Below are 18,667 nucleotides of genomic sequence, written 5' to 3'. Positions count from 1 at the left end.
CACAGGACGTGGCGTTATCGGCGGGCAGCGCTTGTCGGGGCTGTTCGAGGCGCTTGCGCTTTTTGTTCTTTATCTCTATAGGAAGGTAGCTAAGCCCATTAGAAGGGTCGAAGCCAGCATAGTAAGAAGCATAACGTAAACGACTGCTTTTCTGATATTCGGTTTCCGCATGAAAAATTCCCCCTTCCACTTTCCTATTCTCCTTCTATTATTTTACCTTGCAAGAACCGTTTCAACAACCACTTTGATTAGGATATTGTCTATATTCTCCTTTTTACCAAAATCACGCTTTTCACGATGTAAAGGAGAAGGTTTTGCGACAAATTTGTCGAATAGTAAAATAATTAACTATTTTTAAATAATGGTTGGAGGGAAATAGATGATAAAAAAAGTTGATCACATCGGCATTGCTGTCAAATCTCTTGAGGATGCCCTCCCGTTTTATACAGACGTACTGAAGCTGCCATTACTGGGGATTGAGGAAGTGGCCAGCGAAAAGGTGAAAGTCGCTTTTCTGCAAGCGGGAGAAACGAAGCTGGAACTTCTGGAGCCACTATCAGAGGATAGTGCGATTGCCCATTTTATGGAGAAGCGTGGGGAGGGGATCCACCATGTTGCCCTAGGAGTTGAGTCGATCCAGGACAGAATCGACGATATGAAGAAAAACGGGATCAAGATGATTCAGGATGTACCAAAGAAAGGTGCAGGCGGAGCACTTGTAGCATTCATGCACCCGAAATCGACCGGCAGCATTTTATACGAACTTTGCCAGAGTAACAGGGAGGCTGAATAAAATGACAGACATCTATGAAAAAATTAATGAATTATATGATCGACGCAGGGAAATCGAATTGGGTGGCGGTGACGACCGAATTGAAAAACAGCATGAAAAGGGCAAGCTGACAGCCCGTGAACGAATCGAACTACTTGTGGACCCAGGCAGCTTTGTAGAATTGAATCCATTCATCCAGCATCGCAGCACCGATTTTGGGCTAGAGAATCAAAAGGGACCCGGGGATGGAGTAGTCACTGGTTATGGAAAAGTAAATGGCCGGGCGATCTATCTTTTTTCTCAGGATTTCACCGTTTTCGGCGGTGCGTTGGGTGAAATGCATGCAAAGAAAATCGCTAATGTGATGGATCTTGCCGCCAAAAATGGCGCTCCATTTGTCGGATTAAATGATTCCGGCGGAGCAAGGATCCAGGAGGGTGTCGTTTCTCTTGATGGCTACGGTCAGATCTTTTACCGTAATTCCATTTACTCAGGGGTAATCCCCCAAATATCCGCGATTATGGGACCTTGTGCAGGGGGAGCAGTGTATTCACCAGCGATTACTGACTTTGTATTCATGGTCGAAAAAACGAGTCAAATGTTCATCACCGGGCCAAAAGTAATTGAAACGGTTACAGGTGAAAAAATCTCCGCCGAAGATTTAGGCGGTGCCATCGTACATAATACAATCAGCGGCAACGCTCATTTCCATGGCCAATCCGAAGAAGAAACATTGGAGCAGGTAAGAATGCTGTTAAGCTATCTGCCACAAAACTATGAAGAAAAACCTCCGCGTCTTGAAGCAGATGATCAGGATGACTATCGTCCAGACTTAACAGACGTGATTCCATTTGACGCTGTCAGGCCTTATGATGTGCGCAGCGTAATCGAGCAGGTTGTCGATCCTGGTTCATTTTTGGAAATACAGAAGGATTTCGCCAAAAATATTGTGATTGGCCTTGCGAGAATCAAAGGGGAAGTTGTTGGTCTTGTCTGCAACCAGCCAAAGGTGATGGCAGGGGGACTTGATATCAATTCATCCGACAAAGCAGCTCGATTCATCCGATTCTGCGATTCTTTCAACATCCCAATTATCACCTTTGAAGATGTGACAGGATTTTTTCCGGGAATCAAGCAGGAGCATGGTGGGATCATCCGCCACGGTGCAAAAATTCTCTATGCTTATTCAGAAGCAACTGTTCCGAAACTAACGGTTATTTTACGGAAAGCATATGGGGGAGCATATGTTGCCCTGAACAGTAAATCCATCGGGGCAGATCTAGTTTTTGCCTGGCCAAATGCCGAAATTGCAGTAATGGGACCACAGGGAGCCGCAAATATTATTTTCGCCAAGGAGATTCAGATTAGCGAAAATCCTGACCAGACAAGACAGCAAAAAATCAATGAATATCGTGATAAATTTGCGAATCCATATGTCGCGGCCAGCCAGGGAATGGTCGATGACGTCATTGATCCGCGTGATACACGGATCAAATTGATTCAGGCACTTGAGATGCTCCGGACAAAGAAAGAAGCCAGGCCGGGCAAAAAGCATGGCAACATTCCGCTATAGGATTTAGTGTTTGGTGTTGTCCGTCCATTAGCGTTATACTCAAGTAGTATATACATAATTGGAGGTTGGCCAGGATGATTAATAACGAACGTTTATTGAATGAGTTTTTAGAGCTTGTCCAAATTGATTCCGAAACAAAGTATGAAACAGAGATCGCTGGCGTTCTCAAGCAGAAATTCGCGGCCCTCGGAGTGGATGTCATCGAGGATGATACGACTGCACAAACAGGGCATGGTGCTGGTAACCTGATCTGTACTTTGGAAGGGACAAAAGAAGGTGTCGATACCATCTACTTCACTTCCCATATGGATACAGTCGTACCGGCAAATGGAGTAAAGCCATCCATCAAAGATGGTTATGTTGTCACAGATGGGACAACCATTCTTGGTGCAGATGACAAGACGGGACTGTCAGTCATGCTTGAAACGATTCGTGTCCTGAAGGAACAATCGATCCCTCATGGAACAATCCAGTTCATCATTACCGTCGGGGAAGAATCAGGGCTTGTTGGTGCCAAGGCATTAGCTTCTTCTTTGGTAAAAGCGAAATACGGATATGCACTCGACAGTGACGGCAAGGTAGGAAACATTATTGTCGCCGCTCCTACGCAGGCGAAAGTGTCGGCTGTCATTCATGGCAAAACCGCCCACGCAGGTGTTGCTCCTGAAAAAGGTGTTTCCGCCATTACGATCGCTGCCAAAGCAGTGGCCAGAATGCCGCTTGGCCGTATTGATGGAGAAACAACCGCAAATATCGGCCGTTTCCAGGGCGGAACACAGACAAATATCGTGGCCGACCGCGTCGAAATTCTTGCTGAAGCCCGTTCGCTAATCCCGGAAAAAATGGAAGCGCAAGTGGCAAAAATGAAGGAAGCATTCGAATCAGCTGCACGGGAAATGGGCGGAAAAGCTGAAGTGGATGTCCAGGTTATGTATCCAGGCTTCAAATTCAGTGAAGGCGACCTGGTTGTGCAACTGGCTCAAAAAGCTGCCGCAAAAATCGGCAGAAGCTCAGAATTGCTCCAAAGCGGCGGCGGAAGCGATGCGAATGTCATTGCCGGCTTTGGTATCCCGACAGTCAACCTGGCAGTTGGCTATGAAGAAATCCACACAACAAACGAAAGAATGCCAATCGAAGAGCTAGAGAAGCTTGCCGAGATGGTCATCGCATTGATTCAAGAAGTAGCTGCACAATAAAAAATGAGAAAAAGTAGGCTTCCCTGCACGGGGAAGCCCTTTTTATAAGAACTTACAGATTTTAATAGACATCTTGACGCTTTCTCCAAATGATGAACAGATGGACAATTATCAGCTTCTTGGCTTTGCAGAACAGGTTTATAATGTCATGTTTGAATTTGTTGCCCATCGAATACCAGAACCTTTGGTGAAATATACAACATTATAGAGAGAAAGACTGTCTGATATAATTTCTGAAAATTTTAAAAAAATAATTTTTTTGATAGACTAGGATTTTCTTATCTGGTATTCTATCTTTGCAAAAACCATAATATAGAAAGGAAGTCATAAAATGAAAAAGAAAGTGATCCTTCCGCTTTTGTCCATTGTTATGTTTTTATTTGTTTCAGGGAGTAATGCATATGCTTATCTGTTTAACACTGCGCCAAAGATATACTACCCTACAGATGCTTATTACTGGGTAGATCCAGACTTTAAAAATTTTCAAAGTGGTTACAAGTGGACAGAAGTGGACCAATCCGTGAACAAGTGGGATGCGCTGCCAGAAATTCAATTTACCACAAGGGTATCCAGCACTTCTAACGCAGATGTATATATTGAATGGGCGAATGCTTATAGTGGAGATACTTATGGACGCTATGTCAGCGGTTCAAATGGCCATATCATTATTTACAAGGCTTGGTTCGAGTTAACTGAAACACAGGAAAGGGAAACTATTGTTCATGAGGTGGGGCATGCATTAGGACTAGCACATACTCAGAAAGAAAACGATAGTATAGCAGTAATGCGTCAATATAACTTTAACAATAAAGACTACCCTTTATCTGACGATAAAGCTGGAATTGCAAGATTATATTAAAAAGGGGTAAAAATAAATGAAAAAAATACTAATCGTTGGAATTTCCGTTTTAACATTAACATTTGGAGGTTTATTTGTTGCAAAGAACTTTAATGGTTCAGAGCCAAAAGTAATCAGCGATCATGCGAAAGTCGTATCATTTGAAACATTGAGTGAAATGGAAAATGAGAGTCCTATTATTGTTCGCGGAAAAAAATTAGGGAAGCTGGGTCAGAAAAAAGTAAAATCAAAAGTAAATGATAATATTATTTCCGGATGGACTGAAGCCGAATTCCTTGTTAAGGAAGTTATCAAGACAGACGGAAATGAAAAGGTCAAACCTAATGCCAAAATTAGTGTTGGTGAATTAGTCTATGAACACGAGGGTATTATTCATACGACAAATGGCTACAAAGAAATGAAAAACGGAGAAGATTATCTCCTGTTCTTAATTGAACGAGATGGTGTGCTCTCAATACGAGGAGTTACCTTTGGGAAAGTACCTTTAAACACAGATGACGTTGAGATGTATGCGGATGAAGACGAGCCGGAAGAAGAAGTAAAAGCAGAGCGGGCAAATTTTGCAAAATTGTTTAACGAAGCAAAAGAGAAGTACGGAAAGTAAAAATAAAACCCTCCAAGGCATGTATTGGCTTGGAGGGTTTATTTATTAAGTGTTTAATTTGTTTGCTATTTGACCAAATGGTATCTAGATGATAGCTCATCTGTAGGCCAACTTCCTCATAAGTTAAACCCGTATCTTCATGGAGTGATAGGATGGTCCGTTCAAATGAAGTCAACTTATCAAAAGGGAATGAGGCATTTTTTCCGATGATCCAATTCAAGCCCCAGTTCCTTTGTCTCGATTTCGAAATACAAGTCCTGGTACCAGTGTTCTTGTAATTTAATTTCACTTTCATGGTCTATGAATTCGTCATCGGTTTCTGTACGCCTAGAATAAAGAGGGTCTTTGAAAAGGGATTGGTAGTGGCAAGAAATGTGTTTTAATAGACATTTCAGAGAGAAGTTGAAGGCAAAATGTCCAGGAAATGAGTTGTTTTCTTAGACAGTTCCAGGAGAAGTAATCGGCAAAATGTCTATTAGCTGACCTTTTTTTTCAATATCCCTAAAAATGAAACGAAAGAATCCGATATAATACTTGGAAAACTGTTCATTCACCACGCAACGATAATAATCTATTCTGATTATCCATTTAGCTCAGTTTCCTCTTTTCATACGAACTAATGTTTGGTATACTAAAATCAAACATTGGTTCGGGAGTGATTTAGATGGCTAAAAAGGAATCTATGAATTTGATACAGTTTCAAAAAGCATTTCAAACGGAAGATGCGTGCCATCAGCATTTATACAAGATGAAGTGGTCTGATGGATTCCGCTGCCAAAAGTGTCAGCACGATCGGGCTTAAGAAATCAAAACCCGTAAACTTCCTTTGTATGAGTGTACGAATTGCCACCATCAAACAACGGTCACTGTAGGTACTGTGTTGGAGAAAACTCGCACAGACCTTGTAAAATGGTTTTGGGCGATTTACCTCATCGTTCATGACAAGCGTGGGGTTTCTGCCACGTTCCTTGCTGATGAACTTGGCGTTGCCTATCAAACCGCTTGGACGATCCAACATAAGGTCCGTAAAGCAATGGGAGAGCGTGATAGCATGTATACCCTAGCTGGCATTGTAGAGCTAGATGATGCTTTTTTCGGAGCGCCCACAGAAGGCGGTAAACGCGGGCGCGGTACGGATCAAACCCCCGTCCTTGTTGCTCTCTCGCTTGATAAGAAAGGTCATCCTAAATATCTTAAGATGCAAGTGATTCCTGACGTTAAAGGTGTTACACTTGTTACCTTTGCACAAAAGTTCATCGAGTCTGGATCAACCATTACAAGTGATAAGTACCGATCTTATAAAGCTTTGGCGAAAGAAGGGTTTAATCATGAAGCCAAACTCTTTAATCCAGTGGATAACCCAGATCATCTAAAGTGGCTTCATACGGTCATCTCCAATGCTAAAGCCTTTATTGGCGGGACCTTCATGGGTTGGATTCCAAACATTTGCAAGCCATACCTGGATGAATTCTGTTATCGATTCAACCGTCGAGCAATAAAAAACGAACTGTTTAACCGATTGGCTCAATGTTGTGTTTCATCAACCACTGTAACCTATACTGAGCTAGTTGGATAATCAGATTTTATAATTCAGTACAAGCCCAGTGGTAATTACAGTGAAAATTAGAAAAATTAGGCAGTCAGATGCAGAAAGGTTTCTTCAATTAACTCAACAAGTATGAAGATTTTAAAAAATACCGATTTTCGATTCAGGAGTACTGCGATGTATGTGGTATTGACCGCGAAAATGGAGGGAACTACATAAAGATAAAAAAATCTCTGAGAGCGCTCGAGATAAGAGTTTTTGGATAGCACTAGAGGATGAAAGTGAAGTGCTAATGAGCTGGTTATCGAAAAGTCCGTGTATATCCAAGTAAGGGGATAATAGACGTTGAACTTGATAGTGATTTGAAGCCATACTTGTTGCAGCTAAAAGCTTTCTTCACTAAATACAATTATTTGTATATTATGACTAGGAAAAGGCAGTACAGTACGGTGGTATGAATTATTAAAGTCGTACGAAAATAATTCAGGAATCATATATGAAATAGATGAATTAAGAAAGCTCCTATGCATTTCAAAAGACACCTTGCCACGATGGGTTGATTTTAAACGTTTTGTAATTGAACAAGCTATGAAGAAAACTAACGAATTAACAGACATTAGTGTCAGATACAGTCCAATTAAGAAAGGATGTAGCGTGTTTGAAGTGAAATTCAACATTTTCCCAAAAAGTGAAACAGAAAAAATTTTCGCTCAAAATGTTATTGAACGACGTCTAGATCCAGCAAAGGCCAAAGAATATACTGAAATACCTTATTAAAAAAACATGAGCTCCTCTATGGGGGAGTATCAGGAAAATTCGGATTTACAACGGTAAGAGTTTTGAGACAAGTCGTATGGAACTTTATGAATCCTTATTTTGCACGATTTTATGTCGGTTTCAATAGATCTCGGTGTATACTGGCATCATCATTTTTTTCAATCTACTTGTCTAAACACTTATCAAGCCCTGTTTTTAGTGGTCTTCTTTTAGGGATTATAATTGGATTCATAGGACATGGCATAGAAAAATATGTGATTTACAGAACTAAAAAAGAAAAGAAATAAACTATATAAGTTCATATTGAATTTCAAGGATTGCTCCAGTTAAATTAGAGTTTGTTGAACAATATATATAGATTGACGAAATGTTTTCCATTGGTGACTATGTGAAAGCCTACCGTACATCCGGTCTTGCTGGCCTTGATATGGGTTGTTCCACTGGAAGACGTCCGATGCTAACTCCTGAACAGGAACAGAAAGTGTATGAAACAGTCAGGGATAAGACGCCTGCGGAGGTAGGGCAACTGCCGCAATGAACTGGACCGCGTCCCTTCTTGCAGCCTGGATTGAAAAAGAGTTTCAGGTCACTTATTCAGGAAGGGGAACGAACTGGCTGCTCCACCGCCTTGGCTTTAGCAATACCCGCCCGACTTATTCTCTTGCGATGGCAGACCCAAAAAAACAGGAAGAATTCAAACAGGAATTCGACCAGTTAAAAAAATTGCTTCATGGCGAAATTGATCGAATCGTGTTCGAGGACGAATGCATGATCAGGGATTACCAGGCAATCGGAAGAACCTGGTTTCCGAAGGGAGAGCAAAAGATCATTCCCACGTATGGGAAGCACGAAGGGGCAAAACTGCTCGCAACCCTGGACTATGAGACAGGCGATGTCTACTTCGAGGAACATGGCAAGTACGATGCCGAAGTCTTCCTTGGCTTCCTGAAGAATTTCCTTGCCACCTATCCGACGGGAAAGACCGTCATGATTCTAGATAATGCCCGCATCCATTATGCAAAGATGATCCAGCCGTTCCTTGATGAAAATAAGGACAAACTGAAATTTGTTTTCCTCCATATAGTCCGCAGCTAAATCTGGTTGAAAGCCTGTGGGGCTGGCTAAAAAAGTCTGTGACCCATAACGTCTTCTTTTCTTCGGTAAAAAAATTAGGGTTGCCGTCAAATCATTCCTTGAAGAGATAAGCAAAGATTTGTCAAACGTTGTAGAACGTCTTTGCATTCATTTATAGGGATTCTTTTTGGCATTCTATATAGAAATTTCATTTTAATCCACAACTAAATAATTTTCTAAACAAGACAAAAGACAAGCCAGCAATCGACTTGTCTTGGTATAGCATATTACCTGCTATTATATATCGTCACTTAGCAGCAAGTTACCCTCTTCTGGCTCCTCTACCACCGCGCTTGGATTCGGTAGCACGTTTCAGAGTTGACAAACGGTCTTCACTATCCTTCAGAAATTTCGCCATTTTGGACTCGAAATTTTCAGGACGGACATTTCGGGTGTCATTTCCTCTTCCGCCACCGCGAGGACGCTGAGAGTAAGGTCGGTCTGGTCGGTCTGGTCTTGCAGGCCGCTCTGGTCGGTCTGGACGGTCCACCGCTTTTTTGATTGATAAACCTATTTTCCCGTCTTTTTCAACATTGATTACCTTTACTTCAACCTGGTCGCCCACTTTGAGGTGGTCATTGATATCCTTGACATAATTGTCTGCAACCTCACTGATATGGACCAGTCCAGTTGAGCCTCCCGGCAGTTCCACAAACGCCCCGAAATTTGTAATACCTGTTACCTTTCCCTGTAGCTTGCTGCCTACTTCGATTGACATAAAAAAGTTTTGCCTCCTTAAAGATATAAAAAATCAAACTTACTTTATATTATACAGAATATCAAAAAAGAGTGTCAATAAGCCGAATCCTGGGAGTTCTTTTTCTCTTTTGGAAGGTTGAAGATGATTTCGTTCTTTTCGGATAGGAAGTATTCCTTGCGGGCAAGCTTCGCTATGTATTCGTCATCATTCAATTTGACAATTTCCTCATCGAGAATTTTCTGCTTTTTCTTTAGGCTTATTAATTTTTGCTCTAGCTGCGCTTTGTCCGTCTGCTTCTTTTCCAGCGCAGCCGTCTGGGATACGAAGGTGGAGATCATCAAATAGGAGATGATCGATACGAATAGAGCAAAGACTGCGAGGCGCCTAAACAGCAGTTTTCGCTTCCTTGTTTGTGCTATACCCGCTTTTTTGTGCTGCTGTACGTATTGGTTCTCCATCCTGGCTATATTCCTTTTCCTGATAACACTCATTCCCCGCAGTCCCCCTAACATGTATTTTTCACTTTTATGGTATCTATTTCTTAAAGTTCTTTATCCATTTTATCGGCTTAGTAACATAATTCTTTACGACATTTAGAAATCCTGCCCATTTATTATATAACTTCTCGACGCTTTTTTTAACTGTTTTCGGCAAAAGTTTCCAAAAAAACAGCAATATCATCTTAACTGGCTTCAAAATGAGGTTTTTCAGCAGCGATAACGTAACGAAAAGAATCCATTTCAGCAGAGAAAAAAGCCCTCTCCCCATAAGGAGTACGAGTGATAGAGCAGTAGTGACAAGCACTCGCAGCGGCTTAACTAGGAGGATCATTACAGCTTTGACGAAGAAAAGATACATATTGATCGTAACGGTGATTGTCTGCTCGAGCAGTTTCAGGTACATTGTCTTAAACAAGCTTTGATAAGCCGCAAAGCCGCATAATAATGCCAGGAAGATATAAAAACGCAATTCCCCTAAATTAACGGAAAATAACACATAAAAAATCGACAAACTTTGGAATACCCAAAACAGGATGTCATTGATGAAAACGATCCAGGATTTCCGCTTTGATCTTTTCAGGAAGCGATTATGAGTATCTAGTGAAGCTCCGAATAGGCTGCCCATCCCAATCATGGCGAGCATCGTCAAAAATTGGGTCGACAGTGTCATCGGAATAGTTTGCTAAAGAATCCTTTAGCTTTCTCCCCATTCTGCTCATCTAGGTAGACCAGATCAAAGATTTTCCCCTTGATCGAGACGATTCCCTTGTCGACATCCAAATTCTTCATTTGTAAATTTTGACCTTTAATTGCCAGAAATCCCATGACTGTCTCCAACAGGAATTCTTCGTTATCAAAGCTTTCTACCTGCTTTACTCCGGTGATTTCTAATGTCCGTCTGCCCCTCATCACTAAGTCATGATCTGGCAAATTGCTTTTCGCTTGGTTGGATTCATAATATTGGTTCATCTTAACCCCTCGCAATCATAATGCACATTTGTACATGCTTATGATGGGAGCAGTCAAAATAGAACAAGTCTTACGATGTAGCAAAATTACTCTTGGTCATCTCCGGGAATTCGGTCTTCTCCAAGGATTGTATACATTTCTGCCGCTTCCTCCTTACGAGAATTCTCCTGAATCCGCTCAATTTTGACAGAAACAGTCTTCTGCCCGAAGCGGATCGCCAACTCATCGCCGGCTTTTACATTCGTGCTCGCTTTTGCAGGAACACCGTTGACGGAAATTCTTCCTTGATCCGATACTTCCTTTGCCAATGTTCTTCTTTTGATCAATCTTGATACTTTTAAAAATTTATCCAGTCTCAATGCAATTAAACCTCTTTTCAATAATTGGTATTTATTACCTTATAATCCGCGTTTCTTCGCTTCATTCCAATAGTCATCAAGCTCTTCCAGGGAATGGGCTTCAAGCTTCCGCCCCTTTTCAGCGGCTTTCTGTTCGAGAAAAGCAAAACGGCGAATAAATTTCTGGTTTGTCTTGTGTAATGCCTGTTCAGGATTAATGTTATAATGCCTTGCAAAGTTTACGAGCGCAAAGAGCAGGTCGCCGTACTCTAATTCCATGTCATCAAACTGGCTATTCTCGCCCATTTCAGCTGAGAGCTCCTCGATTTCTTCCTTAATCTTATCGAGGATGGGGGCTACTGTCTTCCAATCAAAACCAACTTTCGCTGCTTCTTTTTGCAATTCACATGCCCTCAATAAGTTTGGCAGTCCTTTGCCGGCACCCTCAAGCACTGATTTTACTGCGCCGCCTTTTTCCTGCTTTTTGATTTCCTGCCAATTGCGCAGGACATCTGCTTCATTTTCTACTGTCTTGCCGCCAAAAACATGAGGGTGCCTGCGGATCATTTTTGACGTTAACCCTTCGATGACATCGTCAATCGAGAAATATCCATCATCTTCGCCAATCTGAGCATGAAGCATGACCTGCAGAAGTACATCTCCCAACTCCTCTATCATATGGTCTATATCCTCATTGTCAATGGCTTCAAGCAATTCGTAGGACTCTTCGATCAAGTATTTCTTTAAGGATTGATGGGTTTGCTTTTTATCCCACGGACAGCCGTTTGGTCCTCGCAGTTCTGATATAATTCCCCGCAGCTTCGAAAAGTTCTTGTAGAGGATTTGCTCATCTTTCACTGGAGGAACATATACCGATGTCAGATTGCTGATTTCCATCTCCCGGTCGAGTTCATACAATGGTATTTTTTTTACCACTTCCTCCTTGCTACCTGCTGCCGTGACGATATATACCTCATAGTCATCCGGCAATTTTTCCATCAGCGTTAGCTTGACGTCAGAGGCAACAAACGAATCATACACCTGGCCGATGATAATATGGCTACGAAGCAGCAGATCTTCTTTTACAAGAGCCGTGCCATCGAGCAGTTGGAATCCATCGATCGGATCCATTTTCAGCGATTGGAACATCGCATCAAGGAAGCTTTGACCGCCACCGATCGCGATCTCTATTTCACGTTTCGGACCTCGTTCAAGCAATAGCTGCACGGTTCGCTCCGCAATCAAAGGATGTCCGGGAACGACATACGTTACGGGTGCCCTGTTTGCTTCTGCCATCAAGAATTCCGTGATTTCCTCATAAACAGCCGCAAACTGATCGTGCTTCTCATAAACCGCATCAAACGAATGAAACTGGATGCCCTCCTTCTCGAGCTCCGCAACGACCGGGTGCTCCTTTGTCCGTAAAAACAGGTTCTTCTCCTGTTGCAGCGTTCTATATACGCCAAGCGGCAGCTGATCAAGGTCGCCAGCGCCAAGCCCGATAATGACAATCTGTTTCTTCATGTCTCGCTTCCTCCTATTTTTCATTAGGCATTACCTGGTAAAAAGCTGTACAATCCGGCTTCCGAATGGCAGTGACGCCAGCTCCTCTTCAGGAAAAGCTTTTGTTTTAACCAGTACAAAAAAATAAATAAATGCCCCAATTGCCACCGAGCTTACTGCCTGGAAAATAGCTCCGAGTCGATCCGGTTCTACCCACGCATAACCAAAATTTGTTATCCATAAAAATAATCGTAAAAAAACAGCCATTACAGCCGAAGATAGCAAGACTTTGCTAATAAACAGAATGGATAAAACTGGGCCACCCAATTCGCGCCGTAATTTTGCCATCAAGACGAGCAGAACGGCGAGCATGGCTATCAGCGTGGCCCAGGCAGCGCCCATCGTCCCGAAATACGGGATTAAAATAAGGTTCGCGATATATTTTAGAAAAAAACCAAAAAGCACGGCTGCGGCCGGAAATAGCGGATGATCCAGCCCTTGGAGGATGCTCATAATCGTCAATATAACAGAGACAAATAAGATCATCAGGCTCAGTACTGCGAGAACATTTGAACCATCGGAATTCCTAAACAGCATCCGATTCACCGGGGCGATGATGCTCGACAATCCTACCGCTGCTGCTGCGCCAAAAACCAAGCTTACCTGAAGCGCGAGCTGGACCTTCGAGAGCATTCTTTCTTTAAGGGCGTTTGTTTTGTCCAGAGAAATTGCTGGAACAAGGCTCAATGACATCGAGGTTGCAACAATAGCTCCAAGCTGGATAAGCGGCTGTCCCCGGTCAAAAACCCCTTTTGCCGACTTTGCTTCCATAGCCGTCAAACCTGTACCAAGCAAGGAATGATACAGGTTCAACGAGTCTGCTAGCTGAAACAAGATCAACAGCATACCGCTGACGCTGATGGCAAGTCCCTGTATCATAAGTGCTTTTACAGCCCATGCTGCATCATGAAGCATGTCCTTAATAGAAAAATGCTTGAATGGGGCCTGGCCCCTATTTTTCAAAAAGAAAAACCCTAGCAGTAGCACCGATACAAGTCCTCCGATTATTGATCCGAATACTGCTGCGGTTCCTGTTACATATAGGGATAGGCCGTGCTGCACAAACACTGCCGATAGGATCAGGATAGTCGTGACGCGAAAGAATTGTTCAGAAACCTGGGAAATCGCTGTCGGAACCATATTTCCCTTCCCTTGAAAATACCCCCGCAATACCGAGATGAATGGGAAAAACAAAAACGGAACTGCAACAACTTGGAACAGTGGCGTTAATTCAGGATCTCCGACTTTTCCGGAAATCCAAGACGCGCCAAAAAAGAAAAAGGCAAAAAGCAGTCCCCCCATCATACCGAGAATCAAAAGCGACAAGGCCAATAGCCTGTCCGCCCTGCCATGATAACCACTTGCCTGCTCCTCTGTGTATAATTTAGAGATGATCACAGGAAATCCATATGTAGATAAAACCGTGAAGATGCCCAGAAAAGGATAGACTTGCTGATAAATATAAAAACCAATGTCTCCGACAATGTTCTGGAACGGGACACGGTAAACAGCGCTTAATATTTTGGTAACCAGTGCTGCCACGGTCAAAATCATGGCGCCCTTCATTAATTCGATTGAATCTACAACGGGCTTCATCGCCCAGCTCCTTCCAATAATCAGTTTCAACCGTATTATATCATAATACGAACATGCCAGCTCCAAGCGATAAAGACCACTCTACAAGGAAAATTGCGAAATGAAAAAACAGGCAGCTTAGAAAGCTGCCCATTCAGGTATGATAAGAAAAGCGGGATAGAACTCCGTTATTGCTCCATTTGTCTTGCAAGGAAGCCAGCTGCTGTTTCCACTGCCTTTTGTTCAACTTCTCCTAAGGATCCTTCTTTCGCGAAGATGATCACTGCTCCTATTGGATCCCCGTTTGCGATGATCGGACCGATTGTATACGCAGAAATCGCCTCTTCGTTCCCTTCTACAAGCTCGAAGGTAGATTGCTGGTTCACAAGCGAAGGAGTACGGTCTTCCATTGTCTTCTCAACATGTTCACTAATGCTTTTATTCAAGTAGTCTTTCTTGGAACCACCAGCCACTGTGATATAAGTATCTCGGTCGCAAATTAATACCGGATTGCCAAGACTGTCATACAGCGCTTCTGCATACTCCTTCGCAAAATCTCCCAATTCGCTGATGGGAGAATATTTCTTAAGAATTACTTCCCCATCGCGATCTACGAAAATTTCCAGTGGATCTCCTTCACGAATTCGAAGGGTTCTTCTAATTTCTTTAGGAATAACGACACGACCTAAATCATCGATTCGACGAACAATACCAGTTGCTTTCATCCAATGTTGCCTCACTTTCATCTGATGATTATTTTTTTGGTAACGATAATGGCTTATTTAATCATCCTTACCAAGATTTGAACTTAGTATCTTTCATATGGAAAGTTCTATACACTTCTGATTGTGAATTTCTTTGAAGTGATAAAGGTGCCAAAAACGGATAAACCTTCCAGTCGATTTTTGCGTACACCAGAAATTTACCCTTGTCTATCTTTATTGAAACACTTTCTTGTTTTACATTTATATTACAAAATTTTTCCACACGTCATGATCCTGTCTGTTCCTGTTCTTTTTGGGAGTCATGAAGTCCTTGAACCATCTTGAAAGTAATCTCAAACCAATGATGATCCTTCAGTAATTTTGTATGGATGACTATCTTCAACTTATCCCCATCCATTCCAAGACCTACTGCATTCCTGTACTGGCTGCTCAGCCTGAACACCTTCTGCCCGTCAATCAGGGTGCTGCCATCCTCAGTTAAAAGAATCGTCACAACATCCTTTCCCTGTTTGATGGATTCCACCCCTGCAGTAATTGCATATACTTTAAGCTCTGCCACCTTGAAAAGAGTTTCAACCTCCTGAGGATAATCCCCGAACCGATCGGTGATTTCTTCTTTCAGTTCATCAATATCTTTCAAAGTCTCGATCGCACGAAAACGCTTATACATCTCAATTTTAAGATGACCATCAGAAATAAAAGTTTCCGGGATATAGGCATCAAGCTCCAGATCGATTTCAATAGATGGTTTGCGGATTTGTTCTTTTTCAGGCTTGCGTTCTTCGATAGCTTCCTTGAGCATTTGCGAATACAAGTCAAAACCGACTGAATCAATGAAACCATGCTGCTGGGCACCAAGCAGATTCCCGGCCCCTCGAATGGACAGGTCGCGCATCGCGATTTTAAACCCGGAGCCTAGTTCGGTGAACTCTTTGATCGTCTGCAAGCGTTTTTCCGCCACTTCTGTAAGTATCTTGTCTTTTCGGTACGTAAAGTAGGCATAGGCCACCCTGTTGGAGCGGCCAACCCTTCCACGCAGCTGGTAAAGCTGGGAAAGTCCCATTCGATCTGCGTCATGAACGATTAAGGTGTTTACGTTCGGTATATCCACACCTGTCTCAATAATCGTCGTGCTGACGAGGACATCGTACTCTCCCTCAAGGAAACCAAGCATTACCGATTCAAGCTCATTTTCATTCATCCGGCCGTGAGCATACGTAACGCGTGCATCCGGAACCAACATCGAAATTTCTTCGGCTTTGCGTTCAATGTCCTCGACCCAGTTATATAGAAAGTATACTTGTCCATCCCTCGCCAGTTCGCGTTCGATTGCTTCACGAACAAGTTCCCCATTGTATTCCATGACATAGGTCTGGACCGGAAAACGGTTTTCTGGCGGCGTTTCAATGACGGACAGGTCTCTAACACCAAGCATCGACATATGGAGGGTTCTCGGGATCGGAGTTGCCGTCAAAGTCAAGACGTCGACGTTTGTTTTCAGCTGCTTAATCTTCTCTTTATGGGAAACCCCGAACCGCTGTTCTTCATCAATGATCAGCAATCCGAGATCACGATAAGTGATTTCTTTTGATAAAAGCCTGTGCGTCCCGACGACAATATCAATACTACCAGCTTTCAAGCCCTTAATTGTCTCCGTTTGCTGCTTGCGTGTCCGAAATCTGCTCATCACGCCGATAGTGATCGGGAAGTCTTGAAACCGTTCGCGAAGCGTTTCATAATGCTGCTGCGCAAGGATCGTCGTCGGCACAAGGAATGCCACCTGCTTGCCTTCCGCAATCGCTTTGAATGCCGCCCTGATGGCCACCTCTGTTTTCCCGTAGCCAACATCCCCACATAACAGGCGATCCATCGGACGTTCCCGCTCCATATCCCGCTTGATTTCTTGGATGGAACGGAGTTGATCCTCTGTTTCCTGATAAGGAAACGATATTTCGAAATCCCGCTGCATCTCGCCGTCCGGTGAATACGCATGGCCGACACTTGCCTCCCGCTCTGCATATAGCTTGATTAGATCATCCGCAATATCCTGAACAGAGGATTGCACCTTGCTCTTAACACGTTTCCAATCGCTTCCGCCGAGCTTATAGATCTTCGGCTCTTTCCCCTCAGAGCCTACATACTTCTGAACAAGGTCTATTTGCTCGACAGGTACATACAGCTTATCTGTCCCATGATAGCGAATATGGAGATAATCCTTATGGACGCCATTGATGACCAGCGTTTCAATGCCAAGGTATTTCCCGATTCCATGATTGACATGGACGACATAATCACCAATTTTCAGCTCCGAATAACTTTTGATTCGCTCGGCATTCGAAAGCTTCTGCCGTCTTGCTGGTTTCTTTGTTTTCTTATTGAAAAGCTCCTCTTCCGTGATCAGGGCAATCTTCTGAATTGGAAATTCAAAGCCTGTATTCAAACTTCCCTGAGTAATTTGCACCTTGCCCGGAAGCAATTCCTGCTTGCTCCCCACTTTTGCTGCATGAATCTCATAATCTTCGAGGACGCGCTCGAGCTTCTTCACCCTGTCGGCATCCGAGCCAAGGAAAATGACTGCATAATTTCCTTTGCGCCAGCGATCCACTTCGCCTTTCAGCACATTCATTTGTCCATGAAAATTCTGCATCGGTTTGCAGGAAATATTGATAATGTTTTGCGGGCTTGTGTTTGGTACATGCCGTAAAAATAAAGATAAATAGACAATTGGCTTTTGCGTTTTACTCATCAAGTCAGGAAGATGATGGGAAATTTTCAAATCATGGATAATTTGCCCTTCGCCAAGGAGGCTAGTATACCACTCCGCCTCCTCCTTGCTGAGTGATTCATTCATCTCCTGGACCCTGCTGATTTCATCTATAAACAGGAAACCATTCGCCGGCAAGTAATCTAGTAAACTCCTAGGTTTTTCATAAGCAATCGATAAGTATTTGAATAGTTGATCCGGCTTTTGGCCATTGCGGAGCTGTTCCAGTTCATAGCCGACATTCTGCAACATCAGCGTTTTCACTTTGTCATCTTTAAGTTTTTGCAGGCTTTTTGCCAGACCATCCTCAAGGCCCGAAACTAGCCGATCCAGATGCTCCTGCTCCACTAGATTTTCCGTCGCTGGCCCGATTTCGACAGCCTTCATTTTTTCTTTCGAACGCTGATCCTCGAGCGAGAACGTTCTGATTGAATCTACTTCCGTGTCAAACAGCTCCATCCTGATCGGGTCCGAGGATGTAAGCGGATAAATATCAATGATTCCGCCTCGAACACTAAATTCGCCCGGCGCTGATACCATTTCCGCCCTAACATAACCCATGCTGACAAAGCGGTTCCATAACGATTCGAGTTCTACTTCATCCCCAAGCTTGAATGATAACTGAAATCTTGACCAAAGCTCCCTCGGCGGCAATATCTTTCTCAAACCCGCCATCGGAACAATCACTATCCCTGTTTTCTTTTTGCTCCAGTGATTTAACACTTCGATCCGCTGCGCCTTTAGCTCGGGGCTGGAAATACTGATCTCAGCAGCAATCAACTCATTAGCTGGATAAAGATACACGTCCTTTTCGCCTACTAAATTCACCAGGTCATCATATAGCTTTTGAGCTTGCAATAAATTATGTGTCACAATCAGGACTGGACGCTTTGTCTGTTCGTAAATCGCCGCTAAAAAGACAGTCCTTGCCGAACCGGACAGACCTGCAACGAGCTGTTCTTTAAGCCCTGCATCCATTCCGGAAATGACAGATTGGACATCATCCTGTTGACTAAAAAGAGCTTTAAGCCCTTGCATCCAAACCTCTCCCTCTCTTGTTAAAAATCTTACT

Annotated in this window: 17 protein-coding genes and 3 pseudogenes; 10 read left to right on the top strand and 10 right to left on the bottom strand. The window is 43.1% G+C overall.

The features are described 5' to 3' along the window. Positions 1-75: 75 nt before the first annotated feature. Positions 76-132: a hypothetical protein gene (locus UB32_RS20360; RefSeq protein WP_241768414.1), complete on the bottom strand. Its 57-nt coding sequence runs from the start codon at positions 130-132 to the stop codon at positions 76-78. Positions 133-379: 247 nt separating this feature from the next. Here UB32_RS20360 and mce point away from each other — a divergent pair, with 247 nt between their 5' ends. The 10 genes and pseudogenes from mce to UB32_RS18935 all read left to right on the top strand — a co-directional run bounded on the left by mce (position 380) and on the right by UB32_RS18935 (position 8,532). Beyond that, the gene (mce, locus tag UB32_RS03050; protein WP_044391105.1) at positions 380-793 is read left to right on the top strand and encodes a methylmalonyl-CoA epimerase; all 414 of its coding nucleotides are present in this window, start codon (positions 380-382) and stop codon (positions 791-793) included. Between the two features lies 1 nt (position 794). Further along, positions 795-2,345, top strand: coding sequence for an acyl-CoA carboxylase subunit beta (locus UB32_RS03045; protein WP_044391104.1), 1,551 nt, complete (start codon positions 795-797; stop codon positions 2,343-2,345). 74 nt (positions 2,346-2,419) lie between these two features. Next, positions 2,420-3,541, top strand: coding sequence for a tripeptidase T (locus UB32_RS03040; protein ID WP_044391103.1), 1,122 nt, complete (start codon positions 2,420-2,422; stop codon positions 3,539-3,541). A gap of 331 nt (positions 3,542-3,872) precedes the next feature. Further along, complete coding sequence (locus UB32_RS03035; RefSeq protein ID WP_044391102.1) at positions 3,873-4,400, top strand: matrixin family metalloprotease; 528 nt, start codon at positions 3,873-3,875, stop codon at positions 4,398-4,400. A 16-nt stretch (positions 4,401-4,416) separates the two neighbouring features. Further along, the gene (locus UB32_RS03030) at positions 4,417-5,004 is read left to right on the top strand and encodes a hypothetical protein (RefSeq protein WP_044391101.1); all 588 of its coding nucleotides are present in this window, start codon (positions 4,417-4,419) and stop codon (positions 5,002-5,004) included. 664 nt (positions 5,005-5,668) lie between these two features. Further along, positions 5,669-6,580: pseudogene (locus tag UB32_RS03025) on the top strand (IS1595 family transposase). 116 nt (positions 6,581-6,696) lie between these two features. Continuing rightward, positions 6,697-7,008: pseudogene (locus UB32_RS20840) on the top strand (replication initiation protein); the annotation flags it as partial. Between the two features lie 31 nt (positions 7,009-7,039). After that, positions 7,040-7,327: a hypothetical protein gene (locus UB32_RS20835; protein ID WP_431305959.1), complete on the top strand. Its 288-nt coding sequence runs from the start codon at positions 7,040-7,042 to the stop codon at positions 7,325-7,327. 367 nt (positions 7,328-7,694) lie between these two features. Then, the gene (locus tag UB32_RS19730) at positions 7,695-7,865 is read left to right on the top strand and encodes a helix-turn-helix domain-containing protein (RefSeq protein WP_128721481.1); all 171 of its coding nucleotides are present in this window, start codon (positions 7,695-7,697) and stop codon (positions 7,863-7,865) included. Next, a pseudogene (locus tag UB32_RS18935) lies at positions 7,862-8,532 on the top strand (IS630 family transposase). The gene UB32_RS19730 and the pseudogene UB32_RS18935 overlap by 4 nt, the downstream one beginning before the upstream one ends. 191 nt (positions 8,533-8,723) lie before the next feature. On the opposite strand, the gene UB32_RS03015 reads toward UB32_RS18935, so the two are convergent. The 9 genes from UB32_RS03015 to mfd form a co-directional block, all read right to left on the bottom strand. Further along, positions 8,724-9,179: a S1 domain-containing RNA-binding protein gene (locus UB32_RS03015; protein ID WP_044391100.1), complete on the bottom strand. Its 456-nt coding sequence runs from the start codon at positions 9,177-9,179 to the stop codon at positions 8,724-8,726. Between the two features lie 74 nt (positions 9,180-9,253). Next, a complete protein-coding gene (locus UB32_RS03010; RefSeq protein WP_044391099.1) occupies positions 9,254-9,652 on the bottom strand; it encodes an FtsB family cell division protein in 399 nt (132 codons plus the stop codon). Positions 9,653-9,695: 43 nt separating this feature from the next. Further along, on the bottom strand, positions 9,696-10,331 hold the full coding sequence (gene yabQ / locus UB32_RS03005) for a spore cortex biosynthesis protein YabQ (RefSeq protein ID WP_044391097.1): 636 nt from the start codon (positions 10,329-10,331) through the stop codon (positions 9,696-9,698). Continuing rightward, positions 10,328-10,630, bottom strand: coding sequence for a sporulation protein YabP (gene yabP, locus UB32_RS03000; protein WP_044391096.1), 303 nt, complete (start codon positions 10,628-10,630; stop codon positions 10,328-10,330). The genes yabQ and yabP overlap by 4 nt, the downstream gene beginning before the upstream one ends. 86 nt (positions 10,631-10,716) lie before the next feature. Beyond that, a complete protein-coding gene (locus tag UB32_RS02995) occupies positions 10,717-10,989 on the bottom strand; it encodes an RNA-binding S4 domain-containing protein (protein WP_044391095.1) in 273 nt (90 codons plus the stop codon). A gap of 39 nt (positions 10,990-11,028) precedes the next feature. Continuing rightward, on the bottom strand, positions 11,029-12,492 hold the full coding sequence (gene mazG, locus UB32_RS02990; protein ID WP_044391094.1) for a nucleoside triphosphate pyrophosphohydrolase: 1,464 nt from the start codon (positions 12,490-12,492) through the stop codon (positions 11,029-11,031). Between the two features lie 30 nt (positions 12,493-12,522). Continuing rightward, positions 12,523-14,127, bottom strand: coding sequence for a putative polysaccharide biosynthesis protein (locus UB32_RS02985; protein ID WP_044391092.1), 1,605 nt, complete (start codon positions 14,125-14,127; stop codon positions 12,523-12,525). A gap of 167 nt (positions 14,128-14,294) precedes the next feature. Continuing rightward, the gene (spoVT, locus tag UB32_RS02980; protein WP_044391090.1) at positions 14,295-14,831 is read right to left on the bottom strand and encodes a stage V sporulation protein T; all 537 of its coding nucleotides are present in this window, start codon (positions 14,829-14,831) and stop codon (positions 14,295-14,297) included. Positions 14,832-15,096: 265 nt separating this feature from the next. Further along, positions 15,097-18,633: a transcription-repair coupling factor gene (mfd, locus tag UB32_RS02975; protein ID WP_044391088.1), complete on the bottom strand. Its 3,537-nt coding sequence runs from the start codon at positions 18,631-18,633 to the stop codon at positions 15,097-15,099. Positions 18,634-18,667: the final 34 nt, after the last annotated feature.

The sequence above is a fragment of the Mesobacillus subterraneus genome, from assembly GCF_000934845.1.
In the GTDB taxonomy this organism is placed as follows: Bacteria; Bacillota; Bacilli; order Bacillales; family Cytobacillaceae; genus Mesobacillus; species Mesobacillus stamsii.
Note: the sequence above shows the minus strand (reverse complement) of the source record. Positions and strands in the feature narration are given on the sequence as shown.

Bases quoted from the DNA above. Each gene is read 5' to 3' on its own strand.
- mce (WP_044391105.1), top strand. From the start codon at position 380: ATGATAAAAAAAGTTGATCACATCGGCATTGCTGTCAAATCTCTTGAG.
- UB32_RS03045 (WP_044391104.1), top strand. From the start codon at position 795: ATGACAGACATCTATGAAAAAATTAATGAATTATATGATCGACGCAGG.
- UB32_RS03040 (WP_044391103.1), top strand. From the start codon at position 2,420: ATGATTAATAACGAACGTTTATTGAATGAGTTTTTAGAGCTTGTCCAA.
- UB32_RS03035 (WP_044391102.1), top strand. From the start codon at position 3,873: ATGAAAAAGAAAGTGATCCTTCCGCTTTTGTCCATTGTTATGTTTTTA.
- UB32_RS03030 (WP_044391101.1), top strand. From the start codon at position 4,417: ATGAAAAAAATACTAATCGTTGGAATTTCCGTTTTAACATTAACATTT.
- UB32_RS19730 (WP_128721481.1), top strand. From the start codon at position 7,695: ATGTTTTCCATTGGTGACTATGTGAAAGCCTACCGTACATCCGGTCTT.
- UB32_RS03015 (WP_044391100.1), bottom strand. From the start codon at position 9,179: ATGTCAATCGAAGTAGGCAGCAAGCTACAGGGAAAGGTAACAGGTATT.
- UB32_RS03010 (WP_044391099.1), bottom strand. From the start codon at position 9,652: ATGAGTGTTATCAGGAAAAGGAATATAGCCAGGATGGAGAACCAATAC.
- yabQ (WP_044391097.1), bottom strand. From the start codon at position 10,331: ATGACACTGTCGACCCAATTTTTGACGATGCTCGCCATGATTGGGATG.
- yabP (WP_044391096.1), bottom strand. From the start codon at position 10,630: ATGAACCAATATTATGAATCCAACCAAGCGAAAAGCAATTTGCCAGAT.
- mazG (WP_044391094.1), bottom strand. From the start codon at position 12,492: ATGAAGAAACAGATTGTCATTATCGGGCTTGGCGCTGGCGACCTTGAT.
- UB32_RS02985 (WP_044391092.1), bottom strand. From the start codon at position 14,127: ATGAAGCCCGTTGTAGATTCAATCGAATTAATGAAGGGCGCCATGATT.
- spoVT (WP_044391090.1), bottom strand. From the start codon at position 14,831: ATGAAAGCAACTGGTATTGTTCGTCGAATCGATGATTTAGGTCGTGTC.
- mfd (WP_044391088.1), bottom strand. From the start codon at position 18,633: ATGCAAGGGCTTAAAGCTCTTTTTAGTCAACAGGATGATGTCCAATCT.